Here is a 13709-nt window from a genome sequence, read left to right on the forward strand (position 1 = left end):
GTCATAAGTAACTTTTAAACCAGCCTCTCCCTGATGGTCAAACTTCTTTCTCCAACTATAAAAAGTGCCAGTGCTAACTCCATACTTACGACAAGCTTCTACGATACCAATCTCTTCCGAAGTAGCTAGTATTTCTAACTTCTGGTCTAAAGTCCATTTCTTGTATTTCATATCTCAAATGTATTAGTTTGAAATTTAAAAGAACACTCCGAACTTATTGGGGGCTAAACTATATCCTTTTCGAAACCAATAAAGAAGATGTAGAGAATTTGTGTAACCTCCATCATGATTTTGAACATCTATTTAGATTAGTATTATCCAAAGTAATTGTTCTATATAGACATAGAATGTTTTCTCTTCAGTTTAGAACTGTTAAGCAACGTTATCAAAGTTTAATAAAACAACACCCAAAAATTGAACTCATCGTACCTTTAGGGGATATTGCTACCTTTTTAGGAATCACTCAAGAAACTTTGAGTAGAATAAGAGCTACAAAAGCATAATTTGATTTAGATCAAAAAATCTCAACGTATAAACAAGTAGTTTTGCCTCTACTTATTCAAGCAAAAATACGGTATGAGAATTTTAAAAAAAATCACTAACGGCTTACTACTTATTCTAATTGGTATTATGCATACTCAATTTACTTTTTCTTCTGGTGGGTTTCAAAAACAAATACAATCCTTTTCAAAATCTAACTTCTATAAAATTAGTGAAGGAATGAAAGAGTTACCTGCATCAATAGAACATACAAATTTTGAAAATTTTGCTGCATTTTGGTTTTTATATTTTGGCCTTTTTCTTATTCCGTTAGGGTTATTAGTGCATTCAATCGAAAAACAAAAATTAAGATTACCACATTACTTTACTGTTAGTTATTTTATAATAGTATTACTGGGTTGCTATATGGTTCCTAATTCTGGAATAACTTTTTTTATGTTACCTCAAGCAATATATATGTTAATCAGTAATTATCTAAAAATTAAAAAACAATAGGAGAAATTACGTCAGCAAATATTTTTCTGATTATCCAGTTTTTCTTATTCGTTTTACTCCCGAAATCATACTTAGGCAGTATCTTATTTAGCAGTATCTTAAATCTTGTTTTTTACTTTGAGATATCCAATTTACAATAAAATTATACGTTTACTTAACAAAAAATTACAACTATTTTCATTCGTAATATCTCTTACACCAACTATCTTTTAATATATAATTGGTATTATATAACATAGTTAAAGTTAAGAAAAGATATTCCTCTTTTTTATACGTAATTCCTATCTTTATCACAGAATTATATAACAAATATATTCTCTATAAACACCACTGTTTTGAAGCTTACACAAAATAGAAATTAATAGCTATTACGGCATAAAACTTTAGTCAAAAAAAGGCGATAAGGTCATACTATGATTGTCTACAGTTTTATACTATTCTTTATTACAACACAAACTCTTAATTTTCAGTTTATTAAAAAAACACAACTATCACACATCAAAAATTAAACAATGAAAAAAACAATATACTTTTTAATTTTAATTATAAATATTTCGTTTGCACAAAATGGAGAATATGATCAACTAACCTATAAGTGTTCTGATAATATGGATCGTCCATTTATTATGTATACTCCAAAAAAATTAGATATAAAAAAGCCAAAACCACTTTTAGTATATCTACATGGATCAATCTCAAATCCAAATCTAAAAAAAGACCCTTTAAGCTATATTAAAAAGTCTAAACTTATTGAATTAGCAGATAAAGGAGAATTCTATTTGTTGTTTTCATATGGCCAAAAAGGAGCTACTTGGTTTGATTCAGTTGGAATTGATATGGTTATGGGAGAAATCGAATTGGCAAAAAAGGACTTTAACATTAATGAAAATAAAGTTTTTCTGAGCGGTTTTTCTGATGGTGGTTCTGGGGCGCTTTATTTTTCATTTATAAAACCTACTGAATTTTCAGGTTTTATTTCTATGAATGGTAGTCTAAAAGTTTCCTCTAAATTATCAAATCATAGTCTTTTTCCCGCAAATTCTAATCACAAACCTTTATACATAATCAATACAAAAGATGATATGTTATATGACATTCAACAAATCACACCGACTATTGATTATTTAAAGAAGTATAATAAGAATATTATCTATAGAGAATTAGAAGGTAATCATGAAATGAGTTACTTAAAAACTGAACAAGACGATATTATAAACTTTATCAAAAATACAGACCGTAAACCATATGATGAAATTTCTTGGGAAAGTTCAGATACACTTAATACCACTATTAACGGAATATCGATAGTAAATATTGATACATTGGCACCCCGAAAAGTATGGCACAAACCCTATCAATTAAAGGTATTTAACAACAAAGCCAATTTTGGAATAAAATACGATTATTCATATCAAGAAAAAGGCCTTAAAGTAAGCCATTTTGTATCTGACTCTTCTAGTGCTAAGAGAATGGGGTTAAAAAAAGGTGATATTATATTGATGATGGAAAAAGATACAATTACCTCTCCTTACTCTCCTTACTTTTATGTACATAAAAAGAAGGCAGGAGATAGTACAGCTATCTTAATTCAAAGAAATGGAAAAACAAAAGTAATTGAAGGACGTTTTAACAATGGTTATTTTTATGATATTTTTAAAAATGAGTACTCTAAATCCAAATTGATTGCTACAATTACAAGGAATAAGTTATCTATAAAAACATCAAGAGTTTCTGAGCTAAAAATTAATTTTAACGACTTGGCACCATATAATATCAACCAACTTGAAGTGAATCATAAAAAGGTAGAATCAAAATTTCAAGATACTCAAATAATAAGAATCAAATGATTTCTATACAAACCCTATTTAAGATCTTCTAGACATTACCTCATTATGTACCTCTCTTCTATATACCACTCTTGTTCCTCTGTACTGAATTTTGTAATTTCGCTTCACTCTATACATACCCAATGGGTGATCAAAATGATTGCCTTTTAATTCCATATTAATCATAACCGTGCTTACTACCATGATAGAATTTAGACCTCTTAATAATTTATCAATTCATTTAGATCGTCTTATAAAAGGGCGCTTATGGCTTAAAGTAATTATCGGGCTTATTTTAGGAGCAGGAGTGGGAATTTTACTTAATCAATCTACAGGACTAGTTCCTGAGGATATTAGTTTACGGCTGGCCGATTGGCTTGATCTACCAGGTCAAATTTTTATGCGGTTGACTCAAATGATTATGATTCCATTGATATTTACATCAATTATTATGGGGATCGTTAGTAATACTTCTGAAAACCTAAAAAGCTTTGGTCTTCGGTTATTACTGTATTTCGTTTTTACCACAACTGTTGCCATCATAATAGGTCTGATAGTAACACTTATTTTGAAACCTGGTCAATATATTTTTTCGCTTGGCGGATTCCCAAACAGCAGAGAAAACCAAATACCTATTAATAACCAAACTAACATTATTGAGAACATTCCTAATACGATATCAAACCTTATCCCTAATAATCCACTAGAGTCTATCTTAACAGGTGAAATGTTGGGTGTTGTAATTTTCACCATTATAATTGGTGTAGCAATCACTCAACTCCGTCAAGAAACAGCTAAGCCTATTATTCGTTTTTCAGAAGCTATTCAGAAAATCTGTATGATTATAGTATCATGGGCTATGATGTTAGTACCCTACGCCGTCTTTGGTTTAATAGCGGCTTTATTATCAAGGACTGGCATTGAAATATTCCTTGGTTTGGGGTACTATATGGTAGTGGTCATACTAGGTCTAATTATTTTAATGATATTCTATTTAATATTAGTCTTAACGATCACAAAGAAAAGTCCTTTCAAGTTTTTGAGAGTAATTAAGGAACCGCAATTATTAGCATTTTCTACCGCAAGTTCTGCAGCTGTTATGCCTCTATCTATGAAAACAGCAGATGAAAAATTAGGTATTTCTTCTAATATTAGTGATTTTGTTATTCCTGTTGGGGCTACAATTAATATGGACGGAACTGCATTATTTCAATGCGTGACGACTTTATTTATGGCACAAGCCTATGGTATTGAATTATCTATAATGAATCTACTATTAATTACCTTTACTGTTGTAGCTGCTTCCATAGGCACACCTGCCATTCCTGGAGGTGGAGTTATTATTCTTGCATCGGTATTACAAAGTGCTGGAATTCCTATCGATGGTCTTATCGTTATTATTGGTATAGATCGTATTTTAGGAATGTTTAGAACCGCAGTTAATGTAACTGGCGATCTTACTGCTTGCTTAATTTTCAATAAATTTTATGGAGCTATATCAAACAAGCAAAATACTTATCTCTCAAGTAGAAGTGAATAATAAAAACCCTTTAAGATGTTTTTTGAGCAATAGGGATCGTAAAATAAAAAGTACTTCCCACATTTTCCTCAGATGTTAGCCATATTTTTCCACCATGAGCTTCTACTATTTTTTTACAGTGTGCAAGCCCAATACCCGTACCTTCATATTGATCTCTGGAGTGTAATCGTTGAAAAATAGCAAAAATACGTTCTTGATGTTTTAGAGGAATCCCAATACCTTTATCGGTCACAGAAAATTGCCAAAATCTATTTGATGTAGTATCGTGGGTACATGAAATAATAATCTTAGGAGAAATCCCTTTTGCACAAAATTTTATCCCATTACTAATTAAATTCTGAAACAATAAACGAAGCTCAATTGCAGAACCATTTACTTTTGGTAAATCACCTATAATAAGCTGAGTTTCTGTTTTTTCAAGAACCGTTTTTAGATCTTTTTTCAATTCATCAATAAGACTATTACAATCTACCTCTTTATATTCTCTACTTCTTCCTAATCTCGAATATTCTAGCAAAGCATCAATAAGGTTTTTCATTCTAATACTTGCATCTTTGATAAAAGTCATACTCTCTTTTCCTGCATCATCAAAACGATCTCCATAATCCTCATTAACTAATCCTATAAAACTTGATATTGTATTAAGAGGTTCTTGCAAATCATGACTGGCTATATAGGCAAATTGTTCAAGTTCTTTATTTTTTGATTCTAATTCTTTTGATTGAGCATAAATCTCTAAATTCTTACGTTTGAGATCTTTGTTATATTTTTTCTTAGCCAAATACCCTCTATACATAAAAAAGCTGACTCCCAGAACCAAACCGATAACACTAATCAATAATATATTTATCTTTTTCTGAGCATTAATTTCTGATACTTGTTTATCTAGAACAACTTCTTGTTCTCTGATTTTATCTTGTTGTTGTAGTAAGGTTTTATTCTGATTATCAATCGCAGTATTACTCTTCTTAATTTTTTCTTCTTGATGTTTGATAAAAGTAATCTGCTCTTGAATATTCTTTTCTAATTCTTTTTCTATAATTACTTTTTCCTCATATTTTTTTTGTTGAATATCACTCTCTGTATACAGTTTATTTATTCTTCTATTTTTTTCAAGAATTTCTATATTCTTACTATCAATATTATTTAATTGGTTAGTTATTTTTTCTTCTTGATCCTGTATCTGCTTTTCTTTATTCTTGAGTAGTGTTTCTTGTTTATTTTTATCCTCCTGTACTTGATTTAAGGTTTTTTCTGTTGTTTGATACAATCGTTTCCATTTCTCTGAAGAAGTGATTGAATACCTTTTTAAAGCGGGTATCATAAGAAAACCTTCCTTATCTATACGGTTCTCATTAATTTCATACTCAAAAGAATCCCCTACATTAACCATATTAATCATAGAAGCATTAAAATTATAATCTTCTGTTATTAATAATATTTTTTTACCAGAAACTTTACTCAAAAGATAGTGTATGTCATAGCTATACTTATTATTTACATACAATACATCTACATTTTTCACTTCTTTTACAAATTGAAAACGAGCTATTTTTACGGGTTTATTGTGAATTTTACGCTTTTGAGCCATTGATTGAAGATCTAGTATTGTTCGATCAGGTCCAAGTACCCCAATACTAAAACCTTGTTGTTGCTCTACATCTGGCCATCCTATTTGTTGTGCAAAATTGAATATAAATATAGCCCGCTGTAACCTTTTTACTTCTTCATTATTTGTTTCTTGAGCTATACTTTGAGAAGAAAAAACAAGGAAAGCTGAGATCAATACAAATCTCAATAAATTAACAGGCAATATTGATATATCTTGATGCCCTTTACTCATAACCTTAATAATAATCGCATATAATAATTAGCTCCATTTACTCCAAATTGTTGAACCCTTCTACTATATCTAAAATTACCATTCTCTGTATTATCAGCATGTGTATGCTTATCAGGATATACATTAAAGATATTATTACCTCCTACTGAACATTTTATATAATCATTGATTTGATATGATATTGCTGCATTCGTAACCAATTTTGGAGAAAACGTTTGATCTCTGGTTTCTATATTTCCTGTAAAATCATTCACAATCCAATTTTGTGAGTCTGCATCATCTGGGTGAATAAATTTTACTTTACCAAAAAGTGTATTTACCATTTGAAATCCAAATTGCCCCACATCATAAGAAAGTATCGAGTTTATTTTATAATTGGGTTGTGCATATTCTACTCTTGCTATTTCTTCTCTATTAAAAAGAACTTCTTCTTGCCCTGCCAATGCCTGAGAAACCTTTATTGGTCCTTTTACTTTGGTTTTTGTCATATTTGCACTCAAAGAAGCATTGAGTTCTCCTGTTCCTACTATGGTTTTATAAAATAAAGACATATCTACTCCAGAAGTCTTAGAGTCTATTGCATTAGTAAAGAATTGAGCTGCACTAACATTAAAAGGTTCTAAAATTGCTTCATACCCCTCTTCAAATCTTCCTGAAAGAACAATTCTATCCTCAATATTAATCAAGTAATAATCAATACTAAAGGTAAGATTATCACGAATCTTACCACTTAATCCTGTGCTAAAATGGCTTGATAATTCTGGTTTTAATCTTCCTATATCAAAAGCTTCTGTAGCAACAGCACTTTCATTATTAAAAGTTCCAACTTGTACACTCTCTCCATTAATAAACTGGGTGCTTACATTCTGAAAAAAAACTTGATGAAGAGAAGGTGCTCTAAATCCTGTAGAGAAACCTACTCTGGCACTAATACCGTCTTTTATTCTATATCTTCCTGAGAGTTTCCAAATACCATTTCCTCCAAAATCATTATATGCCTCATAACGAGCGGCTCCTCTTATTAATAATTTATCAGTCATATTGGCTTCTATATCCAAATATCCTGAACTATTAGTTCTAAAACGATTTAATTCATTTTCAGGCTGAAAACCAGGAAAAACCTGAGCTCCTGCGATTCTAGGTAGTTCTTCTCCTACATTAGTAATGTATGTACTTCCTGCATTAATATAAGAAGCTTCTTCCCCTGCTATAATTTCATAATTTTCTACTCTCAACTCTGCTCCAAAAGCAACATTTACACCACTGAGCCAATCAAAAGTTCTTGAAATATCAAGATTTGTAGTGCTTTGCTTATAAATAAACCCTCCTGCATAAAAGGTTCTAGGAGAAGCTATACCCATAGATGCATTATTAGAATTATTTACCGTATAATCTAATCTATTAATTCCTATAGAATGACTAAAATCTACATTCCATTCATTCTTTATTCCTCTAATACCACCAGTAATAGCATCATCTTGAATATCTGTAAGTATTTCAGGTGAAAAACCATTTGGAAAAAGTTCTAAAACAACTCTATCCTGATCTTTAGGAAAACGATAAAAGCCTTTAGAGGTTCCTTCTCTATAATTTCTTCCTCCATGCATATAAAACTTTGCATAATCAGACATAGCAACTTCTCCGTTGAATGATAACGCAAGATTTTGTGTTGCAGCACTCCCTATTTCCATTACCTGTTTATCAGAATATCCTGTTTGTTCAAAAAAGTTATTTTCTTCAATCAGCCCCTGATCCGAATCTCTATCATCAGAATACACTGTACCTGTATAGTTTCCTGATCTATTTATAGACTCTCTTTCTCTATATTCTGCAGTTACATTAATATAACCTTCATCTCCTATTTTTAAACCAAAATTAGCAGATGAATAGACATTAAATCCATCTCCTTTTGTATTGATTGCTACTCGATTATCCAACTGAATAATTTCTATTTGCTTTTTGAGTATGATATTAATTACCCCTGCAATAGCATCAGATCCATATTGTGATGTAGCTCCATCTCTTAATATTTCTATTCTCTCTATTGAAGCAATAGGTATTGCATTAAAATCAGTTCCTACAGACCCCCTACCTACTGTACCATTTACATTAAGCAACGAACTATTATGTCTACGTTTACCATTTACCAAAACTAGCACCTGATCAGGGCCTAAACCTCTTAACGTTGCAGGGTCAATATGATCAGTTCCATCTGCTATTGTTTGATTTGTAGAATGAAAAGACGGGATAAAATAATGAAGAATATGGCTTAACTCTACTTCTGACGAGTTTGTCAATTGTTGCGGGGATATAATATCTACCGCCGCTGTGTTTTTAAGAAGGGACTTGGGCTTTGCTCTAGATCCTAACGAAACTGGCTGATCTATAGAGAATCCCGTTTCTAAAACAAAATCAACCTTTGTTGTATCTCCTACCTTTACATCTATTGTTTTGGAGACAGGATTATACATAACAAAACTTGACGTTATAATATACTCCCCCTCATCAACATCAAAATTATAATTACCATTTACATCTGTTGTAGTACTTTTATCAGTACCTTCAATAGCTACTTTGGCTCCTGGTAAACTGCCAAATTGATCAGAAACATTTCCTGATAATACAGCCCTAGATTGAGAAAAAGACAAAGAAATAGAACAAAGAAATAGAAAACCAATAAGGTATGTTTTAGACCTTACTGCTCTATCTATTTGTTTTTTAGTTATTACACTACTTTGTTTATCTATTATTAATTTAAATGAATTGTTTATGCTTGTATTCAAATCAACTACAAATTTTATAATATGCTTGTATTAAGCTATTACATTATCCAATTGTTTACATACCTCTGAAGTTGCCTCGTTAAAATATTTCTTTACTATTTTACAGACAATTTCTTTGGTTAACATTTTTTCCTGAAACTCCTTTACTTCCTTTATTTTTTCTGCTTTCCCTCTATCTTCTCTACTTAGTTCTGCTCCTATCATCAAGATGATTACACTCTTTTTTAATTCTTTGTCTAATCCCTCAAATTCCTCTAAGAATTCCCACCCATCCATTATAGGCATATTAATATCAAGAAAAATTACTTCTGGGGTAATTCCTGATTTTATATAATCTAGTGCTTCTTTACCATTTTTTGCAAGCAATACTTCTTCTACACATTCAGTTTTCTGTAGTATTGTTTTATTAAAGAAATTAGTAGAAACACTATCATCTACCAAAAGAAAATATTTTGCTTTTTTCATATTCTACCGAGTATCATAATTCTGATAAATATAATCTACATCACCTATCTTTTAAAATAGAAATCATGTTAACCACAACTATCTATTGCAAAGCAACTTAAAAAAATAAGTTACCAATTTTAAAAAATAAAAAAATAGAATTAATTTACGTCAAAATACATAAATAAACGACAAAATAACATATATTCATTATTTTAACTAAAAAAACAACAAATATTCTTAATCAAAGTACTTGATTTTTAGTAAAAAAAAAGAATCAAATCAATTAAAGAGTGTTATTATCTATTGCTCAATAAAATGATTTGTCAATACATTATCTAGTAAATCTAGAGATAAAGGTTTATTAATAAAATCGTCTACAGAATGATTTTTTGCAGATGCCATTACATCATCTGGATTAGAAGACGTTGATAATAAGATTACTTTAATTCCTTCTGTTACTTTTTGATTTAACTTAGAGAATTCAACCAAAAATTCCCAACCGTTCATTGCTGGCATATTAATATCAAGAAATATAAGATCTGGGCTTGTTGCCTTATTATTTTCTACTTTGCTTAGATATTCGAGTGCTTCCATACCACTTTGTACAGTATTTACCTGATAAAAGTCTTTATGTTTGGTAACAACTCTTTCGTTAAAAAAGTTTGTGGCTTTGTCATCATCGATTAACAAAACACAATTCACCAATGTATTCATTTAATTTCCCAATTACACCCAAAGAAAATAAACTTATTTGAAATGACCATAATAAAACTAAACTTTATGAAATAGTTTTCGTTTAAAAACACATATTAAACGGTAAGACGTACAACTAATTAATAAGAATGAAGTCTCTATAGATCAAAACTTAACTCAAATAACGACTTTCATATGTTAGATTTCATACTACAGCAACAAAGACTTTAAAAATAAACGTACATTTGAAACATATCAAAATCACTAGAAAATACTCAGTATTATAATATAAATAGTAGTGTTTGATGTCAAATGGGGTATACATATCTATTTGCCTAGTTAAGAGATGTAGCATATGTATTAAAAAAATATTGATTTAATATTTAATTACACGAATGGATTCGTTAACTCAAATTGTATTGGGTGCTGCTATGGGAGAGGCCGCACTAGGAAAAAAAGTAGGTAATAAAGCTATGCTTTGGGGTGCTGTTGCTGGTACAATTCCTGACCTAGATGTGTTATCCAATTTTTTTGTTGATCCTATTACTGCCAATGAGTTACATCGTGGATTTTCTCATTCTATCATTTTTTGTATAATCGCTGCCCCTATACTAGGCTGGATGATTGCTAAGATATACAAGAATAAAGAAGCTGACTGGAAAGACTGGAGTTGGCTTATGTTTTTAGGCCTTTTCACACACCCTATTTTGGATGCATTTACAACCTGGGGAACCCAATTATTTTGGCCCTTTGATTATAAAGTATCTTTCAAAAATATATTTGTTATAGATCCACTCTATACGATACCTTTTTTAGTTTTTGTCATTATTGCTATGTTCTACAATAGAACGCATCCCAAGAGAAAGTTGTTTAACAATTTAGGAATATTGATTAGTAGTCTTTATATGATAATTACTTTAGTACTTCAACGCTATGCTTGGTTTACCTTTTGGACAAATCTAGAAAATCAACACATTACATATCAAGAGATTCAAACAAGACCTACTCCTCTAAACAGTATTTTATGGTCTGCTAATATTGAAACAAAAGACTCCTTCCTGATTGGATATTATTCCCTTTTTGATAAAGATGACTATATAGATTTTTCTGAATTCCCTAAAAATCATCACTTTCTTGGTGCTATGAAAAATGACCCTCTAATTACTAGGTTGATTAAATTATCTGAAGGTTGGTACACCATCGAAAAACATGATGATCATTTATTTTTTAATGATCTAAGGTTTGGACAATTAGAAATTGATTCTGAGTCAAAAAAATTTGCATTCAGTTATGAGTTATTTTATGACAAAGATGGTATTCTTGTTGCAAAAGAGAGAGAAAGAAAAATGGGTGAAGCCTCTCCTTTATTGCAAAAACTATTTCACAGAATACTTGGTAATAAATCATAAAGTTTATGACCCTTCCTTTTTCCATAATCATTATATCTCTTAGTCATTTTCAACCAAACATAAAAAAACCACAAAAGGTTTAAAGGCAAGTTTTTATAATCGTCTGTGTGAAGAAAATTTTAGTTTAAATCATTATAATATACCCATAAAATTATAAAGAAATAAACCTTACACTATTATCTGGTCGTTTTAATATTTATATTTATCGTAAAAATCAAACATTCTCATCTATGAATAGCACATATAAAGTTAGTGTAAATAAGGTTTTTGAATTTGATGTTACCGAAGAAGATATTTTAAAAACAGATATTACATCTAATTTAGATACAACCCATCACGTACTTCTCGACAATACATCATATCATACAGAAATCGTACAATCTGATTTTAACGCCAAACAATACACCATAAAAGTTAATCATAACACTTATCAGGTAAATATTGCTGATGAATTGGATGCTAGGATCAAAGAAATGGGTTTTTCTATAGGATCTTCAAAACAAGTAAATGCTATCAAAGCTCCTATGCCAGGTTTATTACTAGATATTCAAGTAAAAACGGGACAGGAAGTAAAAGAAGATGATCCCCTTCTTATTCTTGAAGCTATGAAAATGGAAAATATCATTCTCTCTCCTAGAGATGGAATCATAAAATCTATTTCTGCAACTACAGGAGATGCTGTAGATAAAGGTCAATTATTAATCGAGTTTGAATAATCTATCATATGAAAAAAATACTAATAGCAAACAGAGGTGAGATTGCAATTAGAGTAATGAGCACTGCTCGTAAAATGGGAATCAAAACAGTGGCTATATTTTCTACCGTAGACAGAAATGCTCCTCATGTAAAATTTGCTGATGAAGCAGTCTGTATTGGTGAAGCTCCATCAAATCAATCTTATTTATTAGGCTCCAAAATTATTGAGGTTGCAAAACAATTAAATGTAGATGCTATACATCCTGGGTATGGTTTCTTGAGTGAAAATGCTGACTTTGCTGAAGAGGTCGAAAAAAACAATATCATTTTTATTGGCCCTAAATCCAAGGCTATAAAAGTTATGGGTAGTAAACTAGCGGCCAAAGAAGCTGTAAAAGCTTATAATATTCCTATGGTTCCTGGTATTGATGAAGCCATTACAGATGTTGATAAAGCTAAAAAAATTGCTGCAGAAATAGGATTTCCAATTTTGATTAAGGCTTCTGCTGGTGGTGGTGGTAAAGGAATGCGGGTGGTAGAAGAAGAAAAAGATCTCGAATCTCAAATGAATAGAGCGATTAGTGAAGCTACTTCTGCTTTTGGAGATGGTTCTGTATTTATAGAAAAATATGTAACCTCACCACGACATATAGAAATACAGGTGATGGCTGATAGTCACGGAAATGTAGTACACCTTTTTGAAAGAGAATGTAGTGTACAACGACGACATCAAAAAGTCGTAGAAGAGGCTCCCTCTGCAGTACTTTCTAAAGAACTACGTGCCAAAATGGGTGAAGCAGCTGTCAAAGTTGCAAAAGCATGTGATTACCTTGGCGCAGGAACAGTAGAATTTCTTTTAGATGAAAATCATAACTTCTACTTTCTAGAAATGAACACTCGGTTGCAAGTAGAACATCCAGTCACAGAATTAATTACCGAAACCGATCTTGTAGCATTACAAATAAAAGTAGCGCGAGGCGAAAAACTCTCTATACGACAAGAAGATCTAAAAATAAATGGACATGCTGTAGAGTTAAGAATTTATGCAGAAGATCCATTGAATGACTTTTTACCAAGTGTAGGACATTTGAAAACTTATAAAATACCTACTGGAAAAGGGATTCGCGTAGATAATGGTTTTGAAGAAGGTATGGATATTCCTATCTACTACGACCCTATGCTTGCCAAACTTATCACGTATGGAGCAACTCGAGAAGAGGCTATACAGTTAATGATAAAAGCAATTAACAACTACGATATCAAAGGGGTACAAACCACGCTACCCTTTGGAAAATTTGTTTTTGAACATGAAGCCTTTAGGTCTGGAAATTTTGATACTCATTTTGTAAAAAAATACTTTACTGGCGATATCATACAATCTGCAACCAAAGAAGAAGCCAAAATTGCAGCTTTAATTGCTATGAAACAATATATCGAAGATCAAAAAACAGTACGCATACCAACACTATAAATTAT

General features: G+C 30.9%; 12 protein-coding genes. 7 read left to right on the forward strand and 5 right to left on the reverse strand.

What is annotated here, in order from left to right:
• Nucleotides 1–171: transposase (locus CVD18_RS13260; RefSeq protein WP_146052740.1), on the reverse strand; the 171-nt coding region annotated here is incomplete at its 3' end.
• A gap of 17 nt (nucleotides 172–188) precedes the next feature.
• On the opposite strand from CVD18_RS13260, the gene CVD18_RS13265 reads away from it, so the two are divergent.
• The 4 genes from CVD18_RS13265 to CVD18_RS13280 all read left to right on the forward strand — a co-directional run bounded on the left by CVD18_RS13265 (nucleotide 189) and on the right by CVD18_RS13280 (nucleotide 4362).
• On the forward strand, nucleotides 189–503 hold the full coding sequence (locus CVD18_RS13265) for a Crp/Fnr family transcriptional regulator (RefSeq protein WP_103865925.1): 315 nt from the start codon (nucleotides 189–191) through the stop codon (nucleotides 501–503).
• A gap of 73 nt (nucleotides 504–576) precedes the next feature.
• Nucleotides 577–996, forward strand: a complete 420-nt coding sequence (locus CVD18_RS13270; RefSeq protein ID WP_103865926.1) for a DUF6463 family protein — start codon at nucleotides 577–579, stop codon at nucleotides 994–996.
• Between the two features lie 512 nt (nucleotides 997–1508).
• Complete coding sequence (locus tag CVD18_RS13275; protein ID WP_103865927.1) at nucleotides 1509–2843, forward strand: PDZ domain-containing protein; 1335 nt, start codon at nucleotides 1509–1511, stop codon at nucleotides 2841–2843.
• Nucleotides 2844–3024: 181 nt separating this feature from the next.
• Nucleotides 3025–4362: a dicarboxylate/amino acid:cation symporter gene (locus tag CVD18_RS13280; RefSeq protein WP_103865928.1), complete on the forward strand. Its 1338-nt coding sequence runs from the start codon at nucleotides 3025–3027 to the stop codon at nucleotides 4360–4362.
• Between the two features lie 10 nt (nucleotides 4363–4372).
• Here CVD18_RS13280 and CVD18_RS13285 read toward each other — a convergent pair whose 3' ends face one another.
• The 4 genes from CVD18_RS13285 to CVD18_RS13300 form a co-directional block, all read right to left on the reverse strand.
• A complete protein-coding gene (locus CVD18_RS13285; RefSeq protein ID WP_103865929.1) occupies nucleotides 4373–6205 on the reverse strand; it encodes a YfiR/HmsC family protein in 1833 nt (610 codons plus the stop codon).
• Nucleotides 6202–8988 carry a TonB-dependent receptor domain-containing protein gene (locus CVD18_RS13290; RefSeq protein ID WP_233194549.1) on the reverse strand — a complete coding sequence of 929 codons (2787 nt, stop codon included), beginning with the start codon at nucleotides 8986–8988 and terminating at the stop codon, nucleotides 6202–6204. Before CVD18_RS13290 ends, CVD18_RS13285 begins: the two co-directional genes overlap by 4 nt.
• Before the next feature lie 30 nt (nucleotides 8989–9018).
• A complete protein-coding gene (locus tag CVD18_RS13295; RefSeq protein ID WP_103865930.1) occupies nucleotides 9019–9453 on the reverse strand; it encodes a response regulator transcription factor in 435 nt (144 codons plus the stop codon).
• Between the two features lie 282 nt (nucleotides 9454–9735).
• The gene (locus tag CVD18_RS13300; RefSeq protein WP_103865931.1) at nucleotides 9736–10149 is read right to left on the reverse strand and encodes a response regulator; all 414 of its coding nucleotides are present in this window, start codon (nucleotides 10147–10149) and stop codon (nucleotides 9736–9738) included.
• A 374-nt stretch (nucleotides 10150–10523) separates the two neighbouring features.
• Here CVD18_RS13300 and CVD18_RS13305 point away from each other — a divergent pair, with 374 nt between their 5' ends.
• The 3 genes from CVD18_RS13305 (at nucleotide 10524) to accC (ending at nucleotide 13704) form a co-directional block, all read left to right on the forward strand.
• Nucleotides 10524–11537 (forward strand): metal-dependent hydrolase, encoded by a 1014-nt coding sequence (locus tag CVD18_RS13305; RefSeq protein WP_103865932.1) that lies wholly within the window; start codon nucleotides 10524–10526, stop codon nucleotides 11535–11537.
• Nucleotides 11538–11767: 230 nt separating this feature from the next.
• Entirely contained in the window at nucleotides 11768–12253 is a 486-nt protein-coding gene (locus tag CVD18_RS13310; protein ID WP_103865933.1) for an acetyl-CoA carboxylase biotin carboxyl carrier protein subunit, read from the forward strand.
• Between the two features lie 8 nt (nucleotides 12254–12261).
• Nucleotides 12262–13704: an acetyl-CoA carboxylase biotin carboxylase subunit gene (gene accC / locus CVD18_RS13315; RefSeq protein WP_103865934.1), complete on the forward strand. Its 1443-nt coding sequence runs from the start codon at nucleotides 12262–12264 to the stop codon at nucleotides 13702–13704.
• Nucleotides 13705–13709: the final 5 nt, after the last annotated feature.

Source organism: Aquimarina sp. I32.4 (genome assembly GCF_002924285.1).
In the GTDB taxonomy this organism is placed as follows: Bacteria; Bacteroidota; Bacteroidia; order Flavobacteriales; family Flavobacteriaceae; genus Aquimarina.

Coding starts and splice junctions, on each gene's coding strand:
- CVD18_RS13310 (WP_103865933.1), top strand. CDS start 11,768: ATGAATAGCACATATAAAGTTAGTGTAAATAAGGTTTTTGAATTTGAT.
- CVD18_RS13295 (WP_103865930.1), bottom strand. CDS start 9,453: ATGAAAAAAGCAAAATATTTTCTTTTGGTAGATGATAGTGTTTCTACT.
- CVD18_RS13275 (WP_103865927.1), top strand. CDS start 1,509: ATGAAAAAAACAATATACTTTTTAATTTTAATTATAAATATTTCGTTT.
- CVD18_RS13300 (WP_103865931.1), bottom strand. CDS start 10,149: ATGAATACATTGGTGAATTGTGTTTTGTTAATCGATGATGACAAAGCC.
- CVD18_RS13305 (WP_103865932.1), top strand. CDS start 10,524: ATGGATTCGTTAACTCAAATTGTATTGGGTGCTGCTATGGGAGAGGCC.
- CVD18_RS13270 (WP_103865926.1), top strand. CDS start 577: ATGAGAATTTTAAAAAAAATCACTAACGGCTTACTACTTATTCTAATT.
- CVD18_RS13280 (WP_103865928.1), top strand. CDS start 3,025: ATGATAGAATTTAGACCTCTTAATAATTTATCAATTCATTTAGATCGT.
- CVD18_RS13285 (WP_103865929.1), bottom strand. CDS start 6,205: ATGAGTAAAGGGCATCAAGATATATCAATATTGCCTGTTAATTTATTG.
- accC (WP_103865934.1), top strand. CDS start 12,262: ATGAAAAAAATACTAATAGCAAACAGAGGTGAGATTGCAATTAGAGTA.